The sequence below is a fragment of the Arthrobacter oryzae genome (assembly GCF_030718995.1).
GTDB lineage: Bacteria > Actinomycetota > Actinomycetes > Actinomycetales > Micrococcaceae > Arthrobacter > Arthrobacter oryzae_C.
Genome location: NZ_CP132204.1, coordinates 1,387,386 through 1,409,322, shown reverse-complemented (window position 1 = coordinate 1,409,322; position 21,937 = coordinate 1,387,386). Strand labels below are relative to the sequence as shown.

At 66.1% G+C, this 21,937-nt stretch carries 17 protein-coding genes and 1 tRNA gene; 6 read left to right on the top strand and 12 right to left on the bottom strand.

From position 1 onward, the window contains the following. The first annotated feature begins 166 nt into the window (after positions 1-166). Positions 167-2,794: a trehalase-like domain-containing protein gene (locus Q8Z05_RS06520; protein WP_305942672.1), complete on the top strand. Its 2,628-nt coding sequence runs from the start codon at positions 167-169 to the stop codon at positions 2,792-2,794. Here Q8Z05_RS06520 and Q8Z05_RS06515 read toward each other — a convergent pair. The 3 genes from Q8Z05_RS06515 to Q8Z05_RS06505 all read right to left on the bottom strand — a co-directional run bounded on the left by Q8Z05_RS06515 (position 2,791) and on the right by Q8Z05_RS06505 (position 5,321). After that, positions 2,791-3,714 (bottom strand): AEC family transporter, encoded by a 924-nt coding sequence (locus Q8Z05_RS06515; protein WP_305942671.1) that lies wholly within the window; start codon positions 3,712-3,714, stop codon positions 2,791-2,793. The two genes, Q8Z05_RS06520 and Q8Z05_RS06515, sit on opposite strands and share 4 nt — an antisense overlap. A 178-nt stretch (positions 3,715-3,892) precedes the next feature. After that, positions 3,893-4,321 (bottom strand): aspartate 1-decarboxylase, encoded by a 429-nt coding sequence (gene panD / locus Q8Z05_RS06510; RefSeq protein WP_305942670.1) that lies wholly within the window; start codon positions 4,319-4,321, stop codon positions 3,893-3,895. 64 nt (positions 4,322-4,385) lie between these two features. After that, positions 4,386-5,321 (bottom strand): LysR family transcriptional regulator, encoded by a 936-nt coding sequence (locus tag Q8Z05_RS06505; RefSeq protein WP_305942669.1) that lies wholly within the window; start codon positions 5,319-5,321, stop codon positions 4,386-4,388. Between the two features lie 141 nt (positions 5,322-5,462). Between Q8Z05_RS06505 and Q8Z05_RS06500 the strand changes: the two genes are divergently transcribed. Both Q8Z05_RS06500 and Q8Z05_RS06495 read left to right on the top strand, forming a co-directional pair. Continuing rightward, entirely contained in the window at positions 5,463-6,926 is a 1,464-nt protein-coding gene (locus Q8Z05_RS06500; protein WP_305942668.1) for an amino acid permease, read from the top strand. A gap of 335 nt (positions 6,927-7,261) precedes the next feature. Beyond that, positions 7,262-10,807, top strand: coding sequence for a bifunctional proline dehydrogenase/L-glutamate gamma-semialdehyde dehydrogenase (locus Q8Z05_RS06495; protein ID WP_305942667.1), 3,546 nt, complete (start codon positions 7,262-7,264; stop codon positions 10,805-10,807). A 112-nt stretch (positions 10,808-10,919) separates the two neighbouring features. On the opposite strand, the gene Q8Z05_RS06490 is transcribed toward Q8Z05_RS06495, so the two are convergent. Then, the gene (locus Q8Z05_RS06490) at positions 10,920-11,300 is read right to left on the bottom strand and encodes a hypothetical protein (protein ID WP_305942666.1); all 381 of its coding nucleotides are present in this window, start codon (positions 11,298-11,300) and stop codon (positions 10,920-10,922) included. Between the two features lie 228 nt (positions 11,301-11,528). After that, entirely contained in the window at positions 11,529-12,383 is an 855-nt protein-coding gene (locus Q8Z05_RS06485) for a LysR substrate-binding domain-containing protein (RefSeq protein ID WP_305942665.1), read from the bottom strand. Positions 12,384-12,525: 142 nt separating this feature from the next. On the opposite strand from Q8Z05_RS06485, the gene Q8Z05_RS06480 reads away from it, so the two are divergent. After that, positions 12,526-13,998, top strand: a complete 1,473-nt coding sequence (locus Q8Z05_RS06480) for an MFS transporter (RefSeq protein WP_305942664.1) — start codon at positions 12,526-12,528, stop codon at positions 13,996-13,998. Here Q8Z05_RS06480 and Q8Z05_RS06475 read toward each other — a convergent pair. The 3 genes from Q8Z05_RS06475 to Q8Z05_RS06465 form a co-directional block, all read right to left on the bottom strand. After that, the gene (locus tag Q8Z05_RS06475; protein WP_305942663.1) at positions 13,931-15,091 is read right to left on the bottom strand and encodes a N(5)-(carboxyethyl)ornithine synthase; all 1,161 of its coding nucleotides are present in this window, start codon (positions 15,089-15,091) and stop codon (positions 13,931-13,933) included. The two genes, Q8Z05_RS06480 and Q8Z05_RS06475, sit on opposite strands and share 68 nt — an antisense overlap. Beyond that, the gene (locus Q8Z05_RS06470; protein ID WP_305942662.1) at positions 15,088-15,237 is read right to left on the bottom strand and encodes a hypothetical protein; all 150 of its coding nucleotides are present in this window, start codon (positions 15,235-15,237) and stop codon (positions 15,088-15,090) included. Before Q8Z05_RS06470 ends, Q8Z05_RS06475 begins: the two co-directional genes overlap by 4 nt. A gap of 105 nt (positions 15,238-15,342) precedes the next feature. After that, a tRNA-Gly gene (locus Q8Z05_RS06465) sits at positions 15,343-15,416 on the bottom strand. A gap of 265 nt (positions 15,417-15,681) precedes the next feature. On the opposite strand from Q8Z05_RS06465, the gene Q8Z05_RS06460 reads away from it, so the two are divergent. Further along, positions 15,682-16,128 carry an SRPBCC family protein gene (locus tag Q8Z05_RS06460; RefSeq protein WP_305942661.1) on the top strand — a complete coding sequence of 149 codons (447 nt, stop codon included), beginning with the start codon at positions 15,682-15,684 and terminating at the stop codon, positions 16,126-16,128. A 24-nt stretch (positions 16,129-16,152) separates the two neighbouring features. Here Q8Z05_RS06460 and Q8Z05_RS06455 read toward each other — a convergent pair whose 3' ends face one another. After that, positions 16,153-17,946 carry a CAP domain-containing protein gene (locus Q8Z05_RS06455; protein WP_305942660.1) on the bottom strand — a complete coding sequence of 598 codons (1,794 nt, stop codon included), beginning with the start codon at positions 17,944-17,946 and terminating at the stop codon, positions 16,153-16,155. Between the two features lie 156 nt (positions 17,947-18,102). On the opposite strand from Q8Z05_RS06455, the gene dcd reads away from it, so the two are divergent. Continuing rightward, complete coding sequence (dcd, locus tag Q8Z05_RS06450) at positions 18,103-18,678, top strand: dCTP deaminase (RefSeq protein ID WP_305942659.1); 576 nt, start codon at positions 18,103-18,105, stop codon at positions 18,676-18,678. 103 nt (positions 18,679-18,781) lie between these two features. Here dcd and Q8Z05_RS06445 read toward each other — a convergent pair whose 3' ends face one another. The 3 genes from Q8Z05_RS06445 to Q8Z05_RS06435 form a co-directional block, all read right to left on the bottom strand. After that, positions 18,782-19,969 (bottom strand): cation:proton antiporter, encoded by a 1,188-nt coding sequence (locus tag Q8Z05_RS06445; RefSeq protein WP_305942658.1) that lies wholly within the window; start codon positions 19,967-19,969, stop codon positions 18,782-18,784. Between the two features lie 5 nt (positions 19,970-19,974). Beyond that, positions 19,975-20,457, bottom strand: a complete 483-nt coding sequence (locus tag Q8Z05_RS06440) for a cation:proton antiporter regulatory subunit (protein WP_305942657.1) — start codon at positions 20,455-20,457, stop codon at positions 19,975-19,977. 64 nt (positions 20,458-20,521) lie between these two features. Next, positions 20,522-21,925, bottom strand: a complete 1,404-nt coding sequence (locus tag Q8Z05_RS06435; protein WP_305942656.1) for an MFS transporter — start codon at positions 21,923-21,925, stop codon at positions 20,522-20,524. Positions 21,926-21,937 lie beyond the last annotated feature (12 nt).

The following is a 21,937-nucleotide window of genomic DNA, read 5'->3' as shown; positions in this document are numbered from 1 at the left end:
TGCGGGCGGCGCCCGCGCCCGCCGCCCGGAAACCGGGGCTCCGCACACGTTACATTCCGGCAATGACGGGGATATTCTGGTGTAACGACGGCATCGGAAACTGGGGGTATGTCCCTCGCCGGACTTTTCTCACGCATTATTGGGGATTATCCGAAGGACGTCGCCTGTGCCTACTCCGCTCAACCAGTCCGTGGCCGATTCCGCCCTCCTGACCCGTTCCCTGCCGCTTGGCCTGCTCCGCGCTTTTGTGCAGTCCGATGCCGCGGACGACGGCCTTACGCCGCAGCTGCTCGCTGAACTCAAGATCCTGGCCCGCACCCCCGGGCTGCTGGTGGCCTGCAACTATGGCGGAACGCTTTGCGACGCGGAAGGGATCTCCACCGAAACCCTGCCGCTGGGCAGCGCCGCAATTGCGCTCCGGGCGCTGGCCGCCCTGCCCAACACCCACGCCGCGGTCATTTCCGGCCGGTCGCTGCGGGACCTGGCGGCCGTGTCCAGGCTTCCGGCGGAGGTTCACCTGGTGGGCTCCCACGGCGCAGAGTTCGACATGGGCTTTGCCCACGGCCTGTCGCTGGCCACCGAGTCGGTGCTGCAGCAGGCAAGCCAGGCCCTCGTGGAAACGATCGGCGCTTACAAGGGGATCAGCATCGAACGCAAGCCCGTGGCGGTGTCCGTGCACACCCGCCCGGCCTCCGCCGCTATCGTCGCCAAGGTGCTGGAGAAGGCGGAGGAAGTGGCCCGCGCCCACGGCCTGTTCTACATCGTGGACGGCTCCGTGCTGGACCTTTCCGTGGTGGAACCGTCCAAGGCCGACGCCCTGGAACACCTCCGTGCCCGCCTCGGAGTGAGCGCCGCTCTCTTCGCCGGGGACGCCTCCAGCGACGAACTGGCCATGGCCACCCTGCGCGGTCCGGACATGGGCATCAGGGTGGGGGAGGGCCCCACTGCGGCCGCCCACCGGCTCCGTGACCCCGAATCCTTCGCCCGGGTCCTGGCCATCCTGTTCGAACTGCGGCGCGCCTGGCTCTTCGGCGAGGACGCCGTCGGCCTGGAGCGCCACTCCATGATCGGCAACGGCTCCTCCACCGCCCTGATCACCCCTGAAGCCAAAGTCTGCTGGATGAGCCACCCGCTGCCGGACTCGGGGTCCCTGTTCGCCCACATCCTGGGCGGTGACGCCGCGGGCCACTTCTCGGTGGAACCGGTCAAGGCGTCCCAGGTCCTGGGCCAGCGCTACGTGGACAGCACCATGATCGTGGAAACCCGCTGGGCCGACGTCACCGTCACCGACTACCTCGAACCGGCCCCGGACGGGATCACCAGCCTGGTCCGGGTGCTGTCCGGGAGCGGCGCGGCACGCATCGTCTTCGCACCCCGGCCAGACTATGCCAACGCACCGTTCAGCATGGAGGCCCGGGGCGATCAACTGCACGTCGTGGGCACATCCGATCCCATCATCCTGCTGGCCCCCGGGGTCAGCTTTTCCATTACCTCGGACGGCCGGCATGCCACCGCCACCGCCGACGTCAACCTGCAAAACGGTCCCGTGGTGCTCAACCTGCGCTGCGGTGACACCGAATTCACCCACGCCGGCGTGGGCGGCGAGACGGAGCGCCGCGCCGCCGTCGCCCATCACTCCCGGCGGTGGGTCCAGGATTTGGAGCTGCCAGGGGTCAAGCCTTCGCTGGTGCGCCGCTCGGCGCTGGTGCTCCGCGCGCTGGTGCACGAACCCACCGGCGCCGTGCTGGCCGCCCCCACCACCTCGCTGCCGGAGGGAATCGGCGGCACCCGTAACTGGGACTACCGCTATTGCTGGCTGCGGGACGGTTCCATGACGGTCAATGCGCTGGTGGACCTGGGCTCCACGGCGGAGGCGTACGGATTCCTGCGCTGGCTGGGCCGGATCCTGGACAACGCGCCCGGTCCGGAATGGCTGCACCCGCTGTACTCGGTCACCGGGGCGCCGCTCTCCACGGAGGCCATCATCGAAAGCCTTCCCGGCTACGCGGGATCGCGCCCTGTCAGGATCGGCAACGCGGCGGACCACCAGGTGCAGCTGGACGTCTTCGGGCCCATCGCGGAACTGATCTGTGCGGTGAGTGAACGCCAGGGCGGACTGGACGATTCGCACTGGGAGCTAATGGTCCAGATGGCCTCTGCCGTGATGGCCCGCTGGCACGAGGCGGACCACGGGATCTGGGAAGCACGCCGGGCACCCCGGCACCACGTGTACACCAAGGTGATGTGCTGGGTGACGCTGGACCGGGCGCTGCGCACCGCCGCCCGGCACGGCCGGGCGCCGGAGCCCGCGTGGGCGCCCACCGCCGCGACCATCCGCGAGGAAGTCCTCCGCGAGGGCTGGGATGACGGCGCGGCGTCCTACACCGTGGCTTACGACAGCCCGGACCTGGATGCCGCCGTGCTGCACATCGGCCTGTCCGGCCTGCTGGACGTGAAGGACCAGCGGTTCCTGGACACCGTCACCGCCGTGGAACGGGAGCTCCGGGTGGGCCCCACCGTTTTCCGGTACAGGTACGACGACGGGCTGCCGGGTTTGGAGGGCGGCTTCCACATTTGCACCACCTGGCTGATCGAGGCCTATGTGGCGGTGGGAAGGATCGAGGAGGCGTGGGACCTGTTCGACCAGCTGGTGAACCTGTTCGGCCCCACCGGCCTGCTCCCGGAAGAGTACGATCCCGGCACCGAAACCCACCTGGGCAACCATCCGCAGGCGTACTCCCACCTGGGCTTCATCCGCTGTGCCCGGATCCTGGACCAGCACCAGAAGAACTAAGCCAGGAGAAGCGCCACGCCGATCATGGCCGGCACTGCGACGATCGTGGTGATCAGGACGGTGTCCTTGGCCACGGTGATGCCCGTGCGGTAGCGGCTGGCGGCCACGAATACGTTCTGGGCGGTGGGCAGGGCGGACGTCACCACGACGGCGAACAGGGCCTGCCCCTCCATGCCGATCAGCCGGGCGACCAGATAGGCGATGGCCGGGTGGACCACGAGCTTGAACGCGCTGGCGAGGAGCGTGTCCATGCGGCGGCCTGCGGCTGCCTGCAGCGGCCGGGATCCGTTCAGGCTCATGCCGAAGGCGATCAACATGGCCGGGATGGCTGCCCCGCCAACCAGATGGATGGGCTGCATGACCAGTTCCGGCACCTGCCACCCCGTTCCGGCCACCGCCAGGCCCAGCGCTGACCCCACGATCATCGGGTTCCTGAGGATCATGAGAGCAAAGCCGGCGGGGGTGGTCCGATGCGAGCTGGTAGTGGCATCCAGGGCCATCAGGAAGAGCGGCGTGAAGAAGGCCAGCTGGAAGATCAGCAGCGGCGCCACGTAGTTGGCGTCACCGAGCACGTACACGGCGATGGGAATGCCCAGGTTGGCGGAGTTCGCCAGTGACGCGCTCATGGATGACGTCAGGGATTCGGGCACGGTCCGCTTCAGCATGAACCGGACGATCACAAAGAAGATCGCGGCCGTCACCATGGCGCCGACGGCCGTCACCAGCAGGGGTGCGGCAAAAACGTCGTGGAGCTTGGCTTTGCTGAGGGTCTCAAACAGGAGGGCAGGGCTGGCCACGAAGAAGGTCAGTGCGCTCAGCACGGAGCGGGCATTTTCTCCGAGGACGTTCCTCCGGCCCACGAACATGCCCACCAGGATGATGGACCACACTACGAAGAAGCCCGCGAGAACGCCTAGCACCAGGGTGCCCCTGGCAGTTTCCCGGGCAGGTTTCCTGGGGAGCCGGGCACGACGGCGTTTCGGGCGTTGGCGGTCACCCACCCAGCCTAATCAGATTTATTCAGCCTCAAGCCGCAGTGTGGGCAGGATCTCGGTATCCGGAAGGACCTGGTCCCCGGCTGCCTGGCTGCCCCGGCGCTTAGTTCAGGGCGGAGTTGTTCAGCGCATACGGGGGCCGCATGAGGCCGCGGGTGTGCCCCTCGGCGGGGTCGTTGCCGATCTGGACAATCTTGTTGTCCTTGTCCACGTGGACCACCTTGGGCGTGTACGCCCGGGCCTCTTCGGTGGTCATCTCGGCATAGGTGATCAGGATGACGATGTCGTTCTCATGCATCAGGTGCGCCGCTGCACCGTTGATGCCGATAACACCGGAACCGCGCTCGCCGGCTATCGTGTACGTCTCCAGGCGGGCGCCGTTGGTCACGTCAACGATCGCCACAAGCTCGCCCGGGAGAATGTCAGCAGCCTCCAGCAGGTCCAGGTCAACGGTGACCGACCCCACGTAGTGCAGGTCGGCATGGGTGACAGTGGCCCGGTGGATTTTGGACTTAAACATTGTGCGATTCATAACGTGCCCAGTCTAACGCCCGGCGCAGTTCCGCGCTGTGACGTAGGGTACTTCCGCCGGGGGCCTATGCGGAGATTGACTCCGGAGGTACCGGCCCGGCCGGGGCGATCGAATCGGCTGTGATGGCCAAAACCTCGCGGGCGGCCAGGATGGCGGGCCGCTTGGCGCTGGACCGCCGCACGGACGTGAAGACGGTCCGGTGCGGGTTGCCCGGCAGGAGCAGCAGCTGCGCCGACGTTCCCCGTCCGGTCCAGACGAGGTCGGGCATCAGGCCTACCGCGTTGCCGGACTCGATCAGCCGGATCTGCGCCTGCAGGTCGGCCGTTTCATACCTGACGTCGGGCTCGAACCCTGCGCTGCGGCAGGCCTGCTCAGCCCAGTGCCTGGATGCCGCGCCCCGGGGCTCCATCACCCAGGCAAGGTCGGCGGTGTCCTCGAGCGAGCGGATGGGCGGAAGGCCCTTTTCCGGCCCGGGCACGGCAAGCCGGATGGCGTCGCCGGTCAGCCGGAGGCGGTCCAGCTCCGCGTACCGCGGGGCGGCGTGGCCGGGATACTGCTCGGCGATGACCAGGTCGAAGTCGCGGGCCCAGGTTTCGTGCAGTGCCGTTTCCGGTTCCCGCTGGACCATCTCGATCCTGACTTCGGGGTAGGCGGCCGCCATCCGGGTGAGGGTGCCTGGCATCAGCGCAAGGGCGGCGGATTGGAAGACGGCGATCCGGACGGTGCCTGAAACGGTGGTGAGGCTCGCTGCCAGGTCGGCCTCGGCCTGTTCAATCGTCTCGAGCAGGTGGGCGGTGTGCGCCACCAGGACTTCAGCCTGCGGAGTCAGCTGGACGCGGCGCCCGGTCTTGCGCAGCAGTTGCACCCCGGCCTCCTTCTCGAGGAGGGCCAGCTGCTGGGAGACCGACGACGGACTGTACTGGAGTGCCTCCGCCACCTCGGCGAGTGTCCCCCGGATTTTGAGTTCACGGAGCAGCCTCAACCGCCGGACGTCGAGCATGCATGTTCCTTCGCTAAATCTAATGAATATTAATTAGGAGAATTCACTTTATCTAATGCAATGAGGCTTGCATACTAAACAGACTGAGTAAGTCCCATCACAGGGCGGATTGATGGGTCCACATCTATGCAGGAGTCCCTGATGAGCACTAAAGATTTATCCCAGTCGATCATGCGGCGAAAACCGATTGACGACATCGAAGAGGAAAACAAGCACAGCGGGCTGATGAAAAGCCTGGGTCTCTGGCAGCTGACGGCAATCGGCGTCGGCGGCATTATCGGCGTCGGCATCTTTTCCCTGGCGGGCCTCGTTGCCCACGGCAGCGAATCCGAGCCCGGCGTGGGGCCGGCAGTGCTGTTCTCCTTCCTGATTGCCGGCCTCGCTTCTGCAGCCGCCGCCTTGTCCTATGCGGAATTTGCCGGGATGATTCCCCGCGCAGGTTCGGCCTACACCTACGGGTATGTGGCCCTCGGCGAGGTGATCGGCTGGTTTATCGGCTGGGACCTGCTCCTCGAGTACATTGCGATCGTGGCCGTTGTGGCCATTGGCATTTCCGGCTACTTCGACGCGTTCCTCACCGGCATCGGCATCCAGATGCCCGTGTGGATGACGTCCACGCCGGATGAAGGCAAGGGCGGCATCGTCAACATTCCCGCCATTGTGGTCTGCCTGATCGTCACCTGGATCCTGTCCCGCGGCACCCGGGCATTCGGCCGGTTTGAGCTGGTGGCGGTGGCCATCAAGGTTGTCCTGATCCTCTTCATCATCGGCCTGGGCATCTTCTACATCGACACGAACAACTACAACCCGTTCATGCCCAGCGGCTTCGGTCCGGTGCTGGCAGGTTCGGCCACCGTGTTCTTCGCGGTCTTCGGCTACGACGCCATGAGCACCGCGGCCGAGGAAGCGACTGACGGCAAGAAGCACATGCCCAAGGCGATCATCCTGTCCCTCATCATCGCCATGCTGCTCTACGTGGCGGCCACCCTGGTCCTTACCGGTATGCAGAACTACCAGGACATCGACCCGAAGGCCGGCTTCGCCTCCGCGTTCACCGGCGTCGGCCTGCCTGTGATCGCCACCATCATCTCCGTGTTCGCGGTCCTGTCCATCCTCACCGTGATGCTGACCTTCCTGCTCGGCGTCACCCGTGTCTGGTTCTCCATGAGCCGCGACGGACTGCTCCCGGGCTGGTTCGCCAAGACGGACCACCACGGAACCCCGCAGCGCGTCACCTGGATCGCGGGCGTTGCGTCTGCATTGCTGGCTGGTGTCTTCCCGATCAAGGCCGTGGCCGACCTGACGAACATCGGCATCCTCGCCGCGTTCGTGGTCGTCTGCCTCGCGGTGATCATTTTCCGCTACAAGAAGCCGGATGCTCCGCGCGCCTTCCGCCTGCCTTTCATGCCTTTGGTGCCGGCGTTCGGCGTTCTGGCCTCGGCCTTCCTGATGTTCCAGCTGCACTGGGAAACCTGGGCCCGTTTCGGGGTATGGCTTATTATCGGCCTCGCGATCTACTTCGGGTATGGACGCAAGCACTCGCTGATGAACCCGGACAGCCCCCGGCACGAAGAGGCCGTGGAGATGCACCGCCCCCTGGCGTAGCCATCCGACGCTCTCTCACTTCCTGCCACACCTAACCGGACGCTCTCTCAGATCCGGTGCCATATCGACGAACCCTCTCTCACTCCGGTGGGAGGGGGTTTGCCGCTTAAGGCAGGAAGTGAGAGGGCGTCGCCGGGGAAGCGGCAGGAAGTGAGAGGGCGTCGCCGGGGAAGCGGCAGGAAGTGAGAGAGCGTCGGGGACGGGGTTTGCGGGACCGCAGAATCATCGGTTTTTCTAATCTGTATTGCTCAGAAAACGTCGCTTTATCTTAAGTGACGGGAGGCCCATACTGATGGAAAGAAGGTCCTCACCAACGGAAAGAACGAGTGTTAGCCATGACCCACATTTCGACGGAGCCCGGTGTCCGTACCGGAAAGCCGGCCACCGAATCGGCCCTCGCGGGCGGTTCCCACGTCCCCGAAGCCCAGGCCCTGGCCGGGGAAACCATCGGACTGGTGCGCCACTGGTTGACGGAGGCCGCAAAGGTTCCCGTGGATGCCTCCGCTGAACAGCTCGCCGGCGTCCTGAAGGACCCGAACGGGCTCGATTTCACCGTCGGATTCGTCGATGGCGTGGTCCGCCCCGAAGACCTGCACGTCGCCGCCCGCAACCTGGCTGCCCTGGCCCCGAAGGTCCCGGCGTTCCTGCCCTGGTACATGCGCAGCGCGGTCCGCCTGGGCGGCACCATGGCCCCGGTCCTGCCGCAGGTGGTCATCCCCGTGGCCCGGAAGGTGCTCCGCGAAATGGTGGGGCACCTGATCGTGGACGCCACGGATGCCAAGCTGGGCCCTGCCATCGCCAAGATCCGCAAGGACGGCATCAAGCTCAACGTCAACCTCCTGGGCGAGGCAGTCCTGGGTGAGCACGAAGCATCCCGCCGGCTGGAGGGAACCCACACCCTGCTGGCCCGCCCGGACGTGGACTACGTCTCCATCAAGGTCTCCTCCACCGTGGCCCCGCACTCCGCCTGGGCCTTCGACGAGGCCGTGGAGCACGTCGTCGAAAAGCTCACCCCGCTCTTCACCCGTGCGGCGTCCTTCGCAACCGGCGGAGGCAAAGCCAAGTTCATCAACCTGGACATGGAGGAGTACAAGGACCTGGACATGACCATCGCGGTCTTCACCCGGATCCTGGACAAGCCTGAGTTCAAGAACCTGGAAGCCGGCATCGTCCTCCAGGCCTACCTCCCGGACGCACTCGCTGCGATGATCCGGCTGCAGGACTGGGCCGCCGAACGCCGCGCCAACGGCGGCGCCGCCATCAAGGTCCGCGTGGTCAAGGGCGCCAACCTCCCCATGGAACAGGTCGAGGCCTCACTGCACGACTGGCCGCTGGCCACCTGGCACACCAAGCAGGACTCGGACACGAACTACAAGCGCGTCATCAACTACTCGCTGCACCCGGACCGGATTAAGAACATCCGCATCGGCGTGGCCGGCCACAACCTTTTCGACATCGCCTTCGCCTGGCTTCTGGCCAAGCAGCGCGGCATCGCGGATACCGCACAGCAGAGTATCGAGTTCGAGATGCTGCTGGGCATGGCGCAGGGCCAGGCCGAAGCCGTCAAGAAGGACGTCGGCTCGCTGCTGCTTTACACACCGGTGGTCCACCCGGCCGAGTTCGACGTCGCCATCGCCTACCTGATCCGCCGCCTCGAAGAGGGCGCAAGCCAGGACAACTTCATGTCCGCGGTCTTCGAACTCAGCGAAAACGAAACGCTCTTTGAGCGCGAGAAGCAGCGCTTCCTCGCTTCCCTGGCAGAGCTCGACGACGAGGTTCCTGGCCCCAACCGCCGGCAGAACCGCAGCCTCCCGGCCGAGCCGATGCCGCACGACTCCTTCGAAAACACGCCGGACACGGACCCGTCCCTGCCGGCCAACCGCGACTGGGGCCGTGCCATCCTGGAGCGCGTTCCGTCCTCCACGCTGGGCAACGCGTCCGTGGAGGCCGCCACGATCACCGACGTGGACACCCTCAACACGGTGATCGAAACCGCTGTCGAAAAGGGCAAAGCCTGGGGCTCCCTCAGCGGTGCCGAGCGCGCCGCGGTCCTGCACCGCGCCGGCGACATCCTTGAAGCCCGCCGCGCCGACCTGCTCGAGGTCATGGCCAGCGAAACCGGCAAGACGATCGACCAGGGTGATCCCGAGGTCAGCGAAGCCGTGGACTTCGCCCACTACTACGCAGAGTCCGCCCGCAAGCTGGACGACGTCGACGGCGCCACTTTCGTTCCGGCCAAGCTCACCGTGGTGACCCCGCCGTGGAACTTCCCGGTGGCCATCCCGGCCGGCTCCACTTTGGCGGCACTCGCCGCCGGCTCCGCCGTCGTGATCAAGCCCGCCAAGCAGGCCCGCCGCAGCGGTGCCGTGATGATCGAGGCCCTCTGGGAAGCCGGCGTGCCCCGGGACGTCCTCACCATGGTCCAGCTGGGGGAACGGGAACTGGGCAAGCAGCTGATCTCGCACCCGGCCGTGGACCGAGTGATCCTCACCGGCGGCTACGAAACCGCCGAACTGTTCCGTTCCTTCCGCAAGGACCTGCCGCTCCTGGCCGAAACCAGCGGCAAGAACGCCATCATCGTCACGCCCAGTGCGGACCTGGACCTCGCCGCCAAGGACGTTGCCTACTCAGCCTTCGGCCACGCCGGGCAGAAGTGCTCCGCCGCTTCACTGGTGATCCTGGTGGGCTCCGTTGCCACCTCGAAGAGGTTCCACAACCAGCTGATCGACGCCGTCACTTCCCTGAAGGTGGGCTACCCCGAGGATCCGGCCAGCCAGATGGGGCCGATCATCGAACCCGCCGGCGGCAAGCTCCTCAACGCGCTCACCACCCTGGGCGAAGGCGAGAATTGGGCCGTCGAACCGCGGCAGCTCGATGAGACCGGCCGGCTCTGGAGCCCGGGTGTCCGTTACGGCGTGCGCCGCGGATCCTACTTCCACCTCACCGAGTTCTTCGGTCCGGTGCTCGGCGTCATGACGGCGGACACCCTGGAAGACGCCATCGCCATCCAGAACCAGGTGGAGTACGGCCTGACTGCCGGCCTTCACTCGCTGAGCACGGAGGAAGTGGGACTCTGGCTGGACACCATTCAGGCAGGCAACCTCTACGTGAACCGCGGCATCACCGGCGCCATCGTGCAGCGCCAGCCCTTCGGCGGCTGGAAGAAATCGGCTGTCGGTGCCGGCACCAAGGCCGGTGGACCCAACTACCTCGCAGGCCTCGGTGACTGGGTCAGCAAGGCCAGTAGCGCCAGCGGTTCCGGCGCCTCCGCAGCGGTGACCAACCCCGGGGTCCGCCGCCTCGTGGGTGCCGCGCAGGGTGCCCTGGACGCTCCCGCCGTCGAAGCCCTGCAGCGCGCAGTGGCCTCCGACGCCGTCGCCTGGGCAGAAGAGTTCGGCACCGCCAAGGATGTTTCCGGACTGAGCGCGGAACGGAACATCTTCCGCTACCGTTCCCTGCCGGTGACGGTCCGCCTTTCCGAGAAGGAGGAGGTTGCTGCCCTGACACGGACAGTGGCCGCCGGTGTCCTGGCCGGCTCGGCCCTCACAGTGTCCACCGCCGTCGAACTTCCCGCTCCGCTGCGGGCAGCGCTCGCCGCCCTGGACATCACCGTCACGGTGGAGGACGACGCCGCCTGGCTGGACTCCGCGGGAAGGCTCGCTGACGCCGGACAGCTGTCCGGCGGACGGATCCGGCTCCTTGGCGGTGACGCGAAGGCCCTGGCCGAAGCCACCGGGGGACGTCCGGACCTGGCCGTTTACGCCCACCCGGTCACTGAAGCCGGCCGCGTGGAGCTGCTGCCGTTCCTGCATGAGCAGGCCGTCAGCATCACCGCGCACCGTTTCGGAACGCCCAACCACCTCTCGGACAGCCTGATTTAGGGGGGGGGGCAGTTCAAGGGTGGGTTCACAGCAATCGCCGCCGGTGTTCACCTTGGGGTGAGCGCCGGCGGCGATTGCTGTTTCGCTGTTAAAGGTTGGCAGGGAAAGCTGGCTAGCCCAGATACCAGCCGGGCGGCACCCACGAGGCCGGGACCGAGTGGGCCGAGAAATCTTCACATCCGGTGCAGAAGTACGTTACTTCGCCCGGCTTCCGGAGCGTGCCGTCGTGCCGGAACTTTGCCGGGACGAAGGTCTCCAGGTAGATGAATTCATCCGTTCCGCATCGCTCGCAATAGGGGCTGCCTACGAACTCAGTGTCCACCAGGGTGGCTGCGGGGTGCGGTTCGCGCTGACTGACCGGCTCAGCGTGTGCGTTTGTTTCGTGATGTGCCTGCGTGTTGCGGTGCGTACCGACGGTCAGCGGGCGTACCGTTTTGAACGAGTGGACTGAATTTGAGACTGAAAGATGCGGGTGGTTCGTGGTTGGCGTCATCGCGTGCCTATCCCGAACGTTGTCCGTCAGGCGCCCCCTAGGCAGCGGCGGCGGACACGGTTCGTCATCGAATCGTAGTCATCGGCTTCTGCTTAACCTTTAACAGAATTCAAGCATAAATTACGCACGTAATAACTTCAATCACTTACGTGCCATGATTACCCGCGTGCGGTCAGTGCCTACTTGATTAATTAGGCCCCGACACCCTAATTGAAACTTCGAATGCCGCTAACCCGTGCGTTTAAGGGTGCGGCCCACAATTGACTGGGTGAGCGCTTCGATCACTTCGGCATTGGCCAGCGGGTTGCGGATCAGGGTGAAATCGACGTCTCCCACCGGTGGCAGGTCAAAGCGGCGGGTGATGATCTTGAGATCGTCCGGAACCAGCGACGACGGCATCACGGCCACTCCGATGCCCGCCCGGACGGCCGCCAGCACGCCGCTGATCTGGCGGGTGGTGCAGGTGATGCGCCAGGTCCGGCCGCGGGACTCGAGGGCGTCGATGGCAAGCTTCCTGCTGAGGCTGGGTGAGGGGTAGGCGATCAGCGGAACAGGATCGCCGGGTTCCAGCGCAGTTTGCTCCAGGCCAACCCACGCGAAGGCGTCGTGCTGAACCACTGTGCCGTCCTTGGCACCGGCGACCCATTTCACGAACACGAGGTCGAGCTGGCCGGCGTTCAGCTTCCGGTAGAGCTGGTCGCTCTGGCCGACCGTGAGTTCCAGGTTGATCTGGGGGTAGATCTGGCGGAACTCCCGGAGGATGCGGGGGAGCCCGGTGATCGCGAGGTCGTCCGCCGTCCCGAAGCGCAGCCGGCCCCGCATCGCCGACCCGGAGAAGTAACGGGAGGCTGCATCGTGCGCGGCGAGGATGGTCCGTGCGAACCCGGCCATGGCATCCCCGTTGTCCGTCAGCCGGACGTCCCGGGTGTCGCGGGCAATGAGGACCCGCTTTGCCGCCGCCTCGAGCTTGCGCACATGCTGGCTGACGGTGGGCTGGGCCAGCCCCAGGCGCTCCGCGGCCTTGGTGAAGCTGAGGGTTTCGGCTACCGCCAGGAAGGAGCGGAGCTGGGCTGGTTCAAACATGGCACTCCCGGGCTGGGCTGGACTGCGTGGGCGGCGGTATTACGTTTCGCAATGTTAGTTATAGGAACAATACGCTTCCATAATCCCTCGGGGCCACCATAGCGTGGACATATCCCGCCCGCCCGCACCTTGAGGATTCCCTGTGCCACCCCCTCCGCCTTCCACGGCAACCGTCAGCCAGCCCGTCATCGACTCCGCAGCCTCCCCGCCACCTACGTCCCCGCAGTCCCCGCCACCGCCACCGCGTGACGTGACCCAGCCGCTCGCCGTCGTCAGTGAACGGCTCCCGTGGCGCCACACCTTCATTTCCCTCCGCGTTCCCAACTTCCGCATTTTCGCGATCGGACACTTCATCGCGGTGATTGCCCTCTGGATGCAGCGGATCGCGCAGGACTGGCTGGTGCTGCAGCTTTCCGGCTCCGTGACCGCCGTCGGCATCACGGTGGCGCTGCAGTTCCTGCCCTCGCTGGTCCTGGGTCCATGGGGCGGGATGATGGCCGACAGGTTCCCGAAACGGAAAATCCTGATCCTGTGCCAGGCCGTGGCCGCCGTTCTCGCCGCGGCCCTTGCCGTCCTCGCGCTGAGCCAGCGCATTGAGGTGTGGCACGTCTACGCGATCGCCCTTGCCCTGGGGCTCGTCACCGTACTGGACCAGCCTGCCCGGCAGGTGTTCGTCAACGAGCTCGTCGGACCCGCCTACCTGCGCAATGCCATCAGCGTAAACTCCACAACGTTCCAGCTGGGCGGCCTGATCGGACCCGCCCTTGCCGGGCTGCTGCTCACCGCCGTCGGTGCAGGCTGGGCCTTTGCCGCGAACGCGGTGGCCTGCTGTTCGACGGTGGCCATGCTGCTGCTCCTGCGCAAGGACCGGTTGTTCATCAGCGCGCCCGCGCCGAAGCGCAAGGGCATGCTGCGGGAGGGGCTGCAGTACGCGCTGAGCAAACCGACCATTTACTGGCCGTGGCTGATGGCCGGGTTTATTGCGGTTTTTGCCATGAGCCTGCCGGTGCTGCTGGCCGCCTTCGCGGACCACGTGTACGACGCCGGCGCCGGAGGCTACGGCCTGCTGAACGCGCTGGTGGCGCTCGGTGCGCTCGCCGGAGCAGTTACCTCGACCCGCCGCCGGCACCTGCGGCTGCGGTCAGTGGTCCTGGGCGCCGGAATGTACGGGCTGATGCTCTGCCTGGCGGCCTTGGCGCCGTCCATGGCCTGGTTCGGCGCGGCCATGGTGCTGTCCGGCTTCTGGTGCCTGATGTTCCTGACGGCGTCGAACCAGCTGGTGCAGATCAGCTCCAACATGGGCATTCGCGGCCGCGTCATGAGCCTGTACATCATGGTGCTGATCGGCGGCCAGGCCATCGGCGGTCCCATGATCGGCTGGATCGCCGAACATCTGGATCCGCACACGGCCATCCTGGTGTCCGGCGGGGTGCCGGTGCTTGCGGCGCTGACTGTCGCCGTCGTGCTGGCCCGGCGCGGTGCGCTGACCCTCAAAGTGGACCTCAAGGACCGGCGCCGCCTGCTCCGGATTGTCAGCCGCGCAGCGGCTAAGCGTCCAGCGGGGCGTGCGGGTACTCCGCCTGCCGCTGCTGGAACTGCAGCACGTCCTTGTTGAGGATCTCGCCGTCGCGGATCTCGATGGCCCGGGCGATCGTCTCATTTCCGGCCCACGCCTCGGGGCCGGAAACCACGGTGTCCAGGAAGGGGAGCAGCGCTTCGCTGATCTCCCAGCTGGAGGAGTTCCACAGGTAGGACGGACTGTGGTCCACTGCGTAGTAGTCAATGTGGTCGCCCACAGTGAGCATGGGCTCGGCGAAGGTGGTGGTCTTCGCCCAGCTGAAGCCCATCCCCTCGTCGCAGGAAACATCCACGATCAGGCTGCCGGGATGGAACGCTCCGAGGTCCTCTTCGCGCAAGTAGGTCAACGGGGCGTTGGGATCCTGCAGGGTGCAGTTGACCACAATGTCGCTCTCGGCGAGGAACGGAGCCAGCGGCACGCGCCCGCGTTCGGTGATGACCTGGCTGAGGAACGGCGCCTTGTCGTCATGGTCGAACTGCGCGATCCGCACCGAATGGATGGGAGAGCCGACGGCGGCAACGCCCCGGTTGGTCAGCACCTGGACGTCGTGGATGCCGTGGGCGTTCAGCGCCGTCACGGCGCCGCGGGCTGTAGCGCCGAAGCCGATCACGACGGCGGTGAGCCGCCGGCCGTAATCGCCCGTGGAACCGGTGAGTGCCAGGGCGTGAATGACCGAGCAGTAACCGGCCAGTTCGTTGTTCTTGTGGAAGACGTGGAGGCCGAAGCCGCCGTCGCTGGCCCAGTGGTTCATGGCCTCGAAAGCGATCAGCGTGAGCTTCTTGTCGATGGCCAGCTGGGTGACGGCGCGGTCCTGGACACAGTGCGGCCAACCCCAGAGGACCTGGCCGTCGCGGAGTTCTGCAAGGTCTTCGGGCTGCGGTTTGGGCAGCAGCACGACGTCGGCTTCGGCGATGATCTCGGTGCGGGTGGCAATCCGTCCCACGAGGGTGGCCAGGTGGTCGTCCGAGATGCCGAACCGTTCACCGTAGCCCTCTTCGAGGACGATCTGCTGCCGCACTTCCGGTGCGATGCGGTCAAAATGGAGGGGGTGCAGCGGGAGCCGGCGTTCGTCCGGCTTCCTTGTGCTGGCAAGGACTCCGAGGATGAGGTGGTTCGCGGAACCGGTCACTTCTTTTTGGGGCTCGCTGCCTTGGCGGCCGTTACCTTGTCGAGGGAGCTGGGCGGCGCTGCCGCGGCCCTCTTGTCGGCACGTTTTTCCTTGATGGATTTGCCGGATTTTGCGGATGCTGCTTGACGCGGGGACTTGTCAGCCATGATTGCTCCTGTAGCGGAACCGAAGGGGTTCCTGACTCCTGACGATACAGGTAGCAACCTAATGCCCCGGCGGAATAGCGGGGTGAGGAAGGCCGGCGGAAGAAATGGAGCGGCTGACGGGAATCGAACCCGCGTATCAAGCTTGGGAAGCTAGCGCTCTACCATTGAGCTACAGCCGCAAGGGGTCCCGCCAATACCTCGGCCAGGTCCCGGTTGCGTCAACCGGATTTACTTTACCCCAGCCGTGCACCCTCCTTGAACAGGGACACGTCCGTCAGGCAGCAGGACCCTTTCGGTAACGCTTGGGTCCGTTCGATAACTGTTCGGTTAAGGCGCGCCCGCAGCCGCCCAGGGAAAGCCCGGGCTGACTATCCTGTGTGGGTTAGCTGCAGTATCAGGGGAACGGGCTACGCCAGAACGCTGTCCGACAACCAAGGGATCCCCGTGGCATTTGCAGAGTACGAGGTCGTCGTGGAACGCGATGCCATGACCGTGTACCGGTTCCTGCAGGACGGGCTGAACCTTCCCTCATGGCGGGAAGGCATTCGGAACATTGAACTTCGTGCGGGCGCCGTCGGTGCCAAGGGCGCGGTTTACCAGCAAACCCTCACGGGCCCTGCGGGACGCCCCATTGCCGCAGACTTCCAAATTACGCACCTGCGGCCCGGTGCAGAGATCCAGTTCCAGGTGGTTGCCGGCCCCGCCCGCCCGCACGGCGGCTACTACCTGAGCAGCGAGGGGACCAACACCAGGGTCCGCTTCGCGCTGGAGTACCGGCCCAAAGGCCTCGCAGGGTTGATGGATTTCATGATCCAACGGACCATGAAGACGGAAGTGGCCCAGCTGGAACGACTTAAGCAGGTTCTGGAAGCCCGGCCGGCCGAGTCTTAGCAGCGCGGCGCACCGCTTACCGGGTTACTGTGCGAGCCGCTGGCCCGCCCACGCACCCGTGATGGACGACGGCGACGCCAGGCTTCCGCCGCTGAGGTCCCAGTACTGCACCACGTCGCCGGCGCGCCGAAGGGCCAGCCCCCTCGAGTTCAGCCCCGTGACATCCCGGAGCGAACGAATGGCGGTGACGTCCGTCCATCCGCTGGCCACCACGGCCCGGGCTTCGGCCCGCGGCGCCGGCGCGCCCGAGCCTCGGTAGAGACGAACGTTTCCGTCCGGCTGCCGGGCCAGCAGGTCCTGGAAACCGTCGCCGTCGTAATCCGCCATGGCCAGCCGGTTGGCTGTCACTCCGGATGCCATCAGCGTCCGTTCCACCAGGTCCACTTTCCCGCGGTTCGGGTACAGCCAGAGGTTTCCGGAGCCGTCCAGGGCCACCAGTTGCGGGAGCCGGTTGTTGGCGCACCAGCCTCCCACTGCCACCGTCATGCCGGCCCAGCCGGACCGTCCCAGCGTTACGGCGGTGAGGAACCCGCCGCCCGCCGCACCTGAGTGCAGCGTGACGCGCCCGTCAGTCCACTGGACCAGGACGTCAAAGACACCGTCCCGCTCCCAGTCCGTGACAAAAAGCTCCTTGGCGGAACCGAAACCGGTGCCGATGACCTGCTGTGCGCCGTACTGCCGGTTCCCCAACGACGGGCGGTTGAGGAGCTGGCCTGTCGAGTCAACTGAGACAAGGTCGCCGGGACCCTTGATGGCTGCCGCGGCCAGGGAGGCCGTCGGCGGCATGTGCCGTGACAGGGGGTCGCACACACTCGCTGGCTGCACCGGCAATGTGCTGGTGCCGCCCGGGCTGGACGTGGTGCCCGCGGGCAAGGAGCTGTACCCAAAGAAGTTCACCACGCCCCACATGGTGTACCGGTTGGGGGTGGTCTGCCAGTTGCCGTCCGTGAAGGTGATGCCGATGCCCATCACATTGAACCGCGGGTCTTTCAGGAGCGCGTTATGGGCGGGTGAGCCCTTCCACCACTCCACTAGCTGCGCGGCATCGCGGTCCCAGCGGACTGCGATGACCTCGCCGGCACCGTTCGTGGGGCTAAGGGCCCGCGAATCGGTCCAGAAGCTCGAGCGGTGTTCGATGACTTCCCGGGACGCGATGCTGTCCGACCACTCCTGGGCCATCCCGGCCACCGTGGCGTGGTACTTCACAGCGGGCAGGCCGAATGATGCCCGGTAGCTGTTGATGGCGTTGAACACAGCATTGATCTGTGAAGACGCGTCGTCGCGGACCAGCGCCTGGGTTGTCAGCGACTCGCTGCGGAGGGATTCCGTTCCCGTCGCGGGGGCCGTTTGCTCCGGTGACGCCTGGGTGAGTGCCGCCAGGTCTGACTCCGTGGCCGACAGCGGGGGAATGGACGCCGGTTCGGGCGCTGAGTCCGAAGCCGGTTCCTCGGTTGACGCCTCGGTGGAGGGAGAGTCGGGCTGTGCCTCGGTGGAGAGCGTGCCGGCGGCTGCGACGGAGTCCGCTGTTCCCGAGGTGTCGGCCAAAGCGGCCGCGGGGCTGCCGGGGTCCCCTTCTGTGATATCGGGGTCCACGGCGGGGGCGAGGCGCCGGTCCGGCGACGCAGCAGCGGCGTCTGTTCCGCCGTCGTACACGGCCGACGGCGGGCCGAGGGTCACGCTCTGCGTTTGACCGCCCGCCACGGAAGACACGGCGGGGTCCGGGCTTGAGGAAGATCCCCCCAGCTGGCCGGCGGCAGGCGGGATGAGCGCCAGAACGCAGATCATGGCCGCCAGTGCACGTGCCGAAATTTTCCTCAAGCCAACCCCAGATCCGATAGGCGCCGCCTCCTGGAGAGGGAGAACCACTGTCACAACAGCAACTTCACGCTCATCCTTTATCGGAGATGACGTTCCTTAACAGCAGTAACAGTAACCCCGGACCGCGGGCTCGGCAATGGTGCGGTATTTTTGAGTGTGCTGATCTCCGACCGCGATATTCGTGCCGAAATTGATTCCCAACGGATTGTCCTGGACCCGTACGATCCGGTGATGGTCCAGCCGTCATCCGTGGACGTCCGGATTGACCGGTTCTTCCGGTTGTTCGACAACCACAAGTACGCCCACATCGACCCCGCCGAGGACCAGCCCGAGCTGACGCGACTCGTGGAAGTGGACGCCGGCGAGCCGTTCATCCTCCACCCCGGCGAATTCGTGCTGGGGTCCACGTACGAAACCGTCACCTTGCCGGACGACATTGCGGCACGCCTCGAAGGCAAGTCCTCACTTGGCCGGCTGGGCTTGCTGACGCACTCCACCGCAGGGTTCATCGATCCCGGATTCTCCGGCCACGTCACCCTGGAGCTGTCCAACATGGCCACGCTGCCCATCAAGCTGTGGCCGGGCATGAAGATCGGCCAGCTGTGCTTCTTCAAGCTGAGTTCGGCCGCTGAATTCCCCTACGGATCCGGCGAGTACGGCAACCGCTACCAGGGCCAGCGCGGTCCCACGGCCAGCCGCAGCCACCTGAACTTCCACCGCACCGAAATCTGAGGGAGCGTCGCCGGGGAGGCGGCAGGATCTGAGAGAGCGTCGCCGGGGAGGCGGCAGGATCTGAGAGAGCGTCGCCGGGGAGGCGGCAGGATGTGAGAGAGCGTCAGATGGGGCGGGCGACGGGTCGGGCCCTGGCCGGACGCAGCATCTTGACGATCGGCTCCACGTAGCGGGCCGCCAGCGGCCCCATGATCGCCATGATGAGCACGTAGGCCGTGGCCAGCGCTGCGAGGTCCTGCGGCACCACGCCGGAGGCCACTGCCAGCCCGGCGATCACGATGGAGAACTCGCCGCGGGCAATCAGCGCGGCCCCCGCACGGAAGCGGCCGGGCAGCCCAATCCCTGCCCGCTTGGCCGCCCAGACTCCGGTGATCATCTTGGTGGCGGCCGTGAGGACCGCCAGGAGCAGTGCCCAGCCGAGCACCGGCGGGATGGACGCGGGGTCCGTGTTGAGGCCGAAGACCACAAAGAAAAGCGCTGCGAACAAATCCCGCAGCGGCTCGAGGACCCGGGTTGCACTGTGTGCAGTGGCTCCGGAAATGGCGATCCCCAGCATGAACGCCCCCACTGCGGCCGAGACCTGCATGGCGGCGGCGAGGCCGGCAACGAGGAGCGCAGCCCCGAGCAGGTTCAGCAGGAACACCTCTGAGTTTTCGCTGTGTACCGCCTTGGACACGTGGTGCCCGTGCCGGAGGGCCACCACCAGCACCACCGCCACCACTGCAAGCGAAATCCCCACGGTCTGCAGTCCCACGAGGAAGCTGACCCCGGCCAGGGTCGCTGTCAGGATGGGCAGGTAGATGGCCATCGCAAGGTCCTCGAAAACCAGGATGGAGAGCACCACCGGGGTTTCACGGTTACCGATCCGACCGAGGTCCGTGATCACCTTGGCGGCAATGCCGGATGAGGATATGTAGGTCACTCCGCCCATCACCATGGCCCCCACTAGGCCCCAGCCCAGCAGGACGGCAAGCCCGGCGCCGGGTAGAAAGTTCAGCAGGAGGTCAAGGACACCGGCTTTCCAGGACCGGCGCAGCCCCGTGACCAGTTCGGCGGCCGTATATTCCAATCCGAGCATAAGCAGCAGGAGGATGACGCCGATCTCGCTGGAGATATGTGCGAACTCGTGCATGCCCTCGAGCTTGACCAGGCCGCCGGCGCCGAAAAACAGCCCGCCCACCAAATACAGGGGAATGGGGGACATCCCGATCCGCCCGGCCAGCCTGGCCAGCAGGCCCAGGCAGAACACGACGGCCCCCAGTTCGATGAGGGTTAGCGCGAGCGGGTCCATGCCGCTTAGCCGTTGCGCAGGATATCGGCCGCCGTATCGAGGCCTTCTTGCGTTCCCACCGCCACGAGCAGGTCGCCCGGGTGAAGGACGACGTCAGGCCCGGGGGAAGGGAGGACTTCGCCTTCCCGCATGATGGCGACGATGGAGACGCCGCTCCGGGTGCGGATGCAGGCCTTGCCCATGGGCTGGTTGTGGAACGGTGATTCCCCGCCGATGGAGAACTGGCGGGTGACGATTCCGGGAATTTCGCGGTGCTCCTCGGAAAGCTGCATGGCCAGCCGCTGTCCGCCGAGCAGGTTCCCCAGGGCTGCGGCTTCTTCGGCAGTCAGGGGAATGGACGCCTGGCACGTGTCCGGATCGTCCCAGGTGGAAACGATCAGTTCGGTCTGCCCCTCGCGGTACTCCACCACGCCGATCCGGCGTCCGGAAGCGGTCATGAAATCCTTGCGCCTGCCGAGGCCAGGGAGGTCTGTCTCATCCACGTTCATGGCACCAGCCTAGTCCGCGCCTGGGCAGTTGGAGCGTCGAAACGGCTATTTCCCCGCCGCCCGCTCAGGCGGCCGGAACCACGGCGATTTCCACTTTCCCGGGCGGCTTGACCGGCAGTAGCACCAGCAGCCCGGCCAGCAGCACCGCCATGATGCCGAGGATTCCCCAGCGCTGGGCTTCCCCCGGCGCCACGAGCGGCGAGGCCACCGCGATGCAGAGCGTAAAGAGTGTCGGCGCCAGGAAGCTGACGGCGCGGCCGGTGGTGGCGTACAGGCCAAAGAGTTCCCCGGACTCCCCGTGCGGCGCCAGCCGGGCAAGGTACGCGCGGGACGACGACTGGGCCGGACCTACGAAGAGGCACAGGAACAAACCGAATACCCAGAAGGTGGTGGTGCCGGCCCAGTCCTGGCCGAAGAAGACGTAGCTGCTATTGCCCAGGACCAGGATGGCAGTGCCCGCAACCAGCAATCCCACGAGCGAGCCGAGGATGACGGCCTTGGGCCCGATCCGGTCGTCCAGGAAGCCGCCGATCATGGCTCCCACGGCAGCGACGATGTTGCCGAAGATCGCGAAGAAAATGACTTCCTTCAGCTCGAAGCCGAAGGTTCCCGCCGCGATGATTCCGCCAAATGTAAAGACAGCGGCCAGGCCGTCCCGGAAGATGGCGCTCGCGAGGAGGAAGAAGATGGTGTGCGGGCTGGTCCGGTAGATCGCCTTGATGCGGCGCAGCAGCAGGCCGTAGGAGGCCGCGAATCCCAGTTTGGCGCCTGGCTGCGGCCTGGGCAGTTCCGGTACGGCGAACAGGACAGGCAAGGCAAAGATGAAGAACCAGAGGGCGGAGAACACCGCGACGAGGCGGATGTTGAGGCTGTCCTGGGTGGAGGCGCCGAACCAAGCGAAGCTGGGCTGGACGAACAGCTGCAGCACGATCAGCAGGGCGACGATGCCGCCGAGGTAGCCCATTCCCCAGCCAAAGCCGCTGACCTTGCCGATGTTCTTCGGGGTGGAGATCTGCGCCAGCATGGCGTTGTAGTTGACGCCGGCGAATTCGAAGAAGACGTTGCCGAGGGCGATGAGCGTGACGCCCAGGAGTAGGAACTCGGGGCGCGGAAACACGAAAAAGCACAATCCGGTCAGGACGGCGACGGCGGCCGTGTTCACCCCCAGCCACAGCTTCCGGCGGCCGCCGGTGTCTGACCGCTGGCCCGTCACGGGGGCCAGGAGTGCGATGGCAGCGCCGGCTATCGCCAAGGCTCCGCCGAGCACGGCCGAGGCCTGGTCCTCGCCGCCGAAGGCGTTGGAGGTCAGGTACACGGTGAACACGAACGTGGTCATCACCGCGTTGAAAGCCGCTGAACCCCAGTCCCAGGCGGCCCAGGCAAGGACCTTTCCCTTGCTGGCGGCCTTCGTGCCGGACTCCAGTTCGGACGGGGGCTGGGTAGCCGGGGAGGCGGCGACGCGGTTCATAGGCTGAATGGT

Coding starts and splice junctions, on each gene's coding strand:
- panD (WP_305942670.1), bottom strand. CDS start 4,321: ATGAATCGCACAATGTTTAAGTCCAAAATCCACCGGGCCACTGTCACC.
- Q8Z05_RS06505 (WP_305942669.1), bottom strand. CDS start 5,321: ATGCTCGACGTCCGGCGGTTGAGGCTGCTCCGTGAACTCAAAATCCGG.
- Q8Z05_RS06500 (WP_305942668.1), top strand. CDS start 5,463: ATGAGCACTAAAGATTTATCCCAGTCGATCATGCGGCGAAAACCGATT.
- Q8Z05_RS06495 (WP_305942667.1), top strand. CDS start 7,262: ATGACCCACATTTCGACGGAGCCCGGTGTCCGTACCGGAAAGCCGGCC.
- Q8Z05_RS06490 (WP_305942666.1), bottom strand. CDS start 11,300: ATGACGCCAACCACGAACCACCCGCATCTTTCAGTCTCAAATTCAGTC.
- Q8Z05_RS06485 (WP_305942665.1), bottom strand. CDS start 12,383: ATGTTTGAACCAGCCCAGCTCCGCTCCTTCCTGGCGGTAGCCGAAACC.
- Q8Z05_RS06470 (WP_305942662.1), bottom strand. CDS start 15,237: ATGGCTGACAAGTCCCCGCGTCAAGCAGCATCCGCAAAATCCGGCAAA.
- Q8Z05_RS06445 (WP_305942658.1), bottom strand. CDS start 19,969: ATGGACCCGCTCGCGCTAACCCTCATCGAACTGGGGGCCGTCGTGTTC.
- Q8Z05_RS06440 (WP_305942657.1), bottom strand. CDS start 20,457: ATGAACGTGGATGAGACAGACCTCCCTGGCCTCGGCAGGCGCAAGGAT.
- Q8Z05_RS06435 (WP_305942656.1), bottom strand. CDS start 21,925: ATGAACCGCGTCGCCGCCTCCCCGGCTACCCAGCCCCCGTCCGAACTG.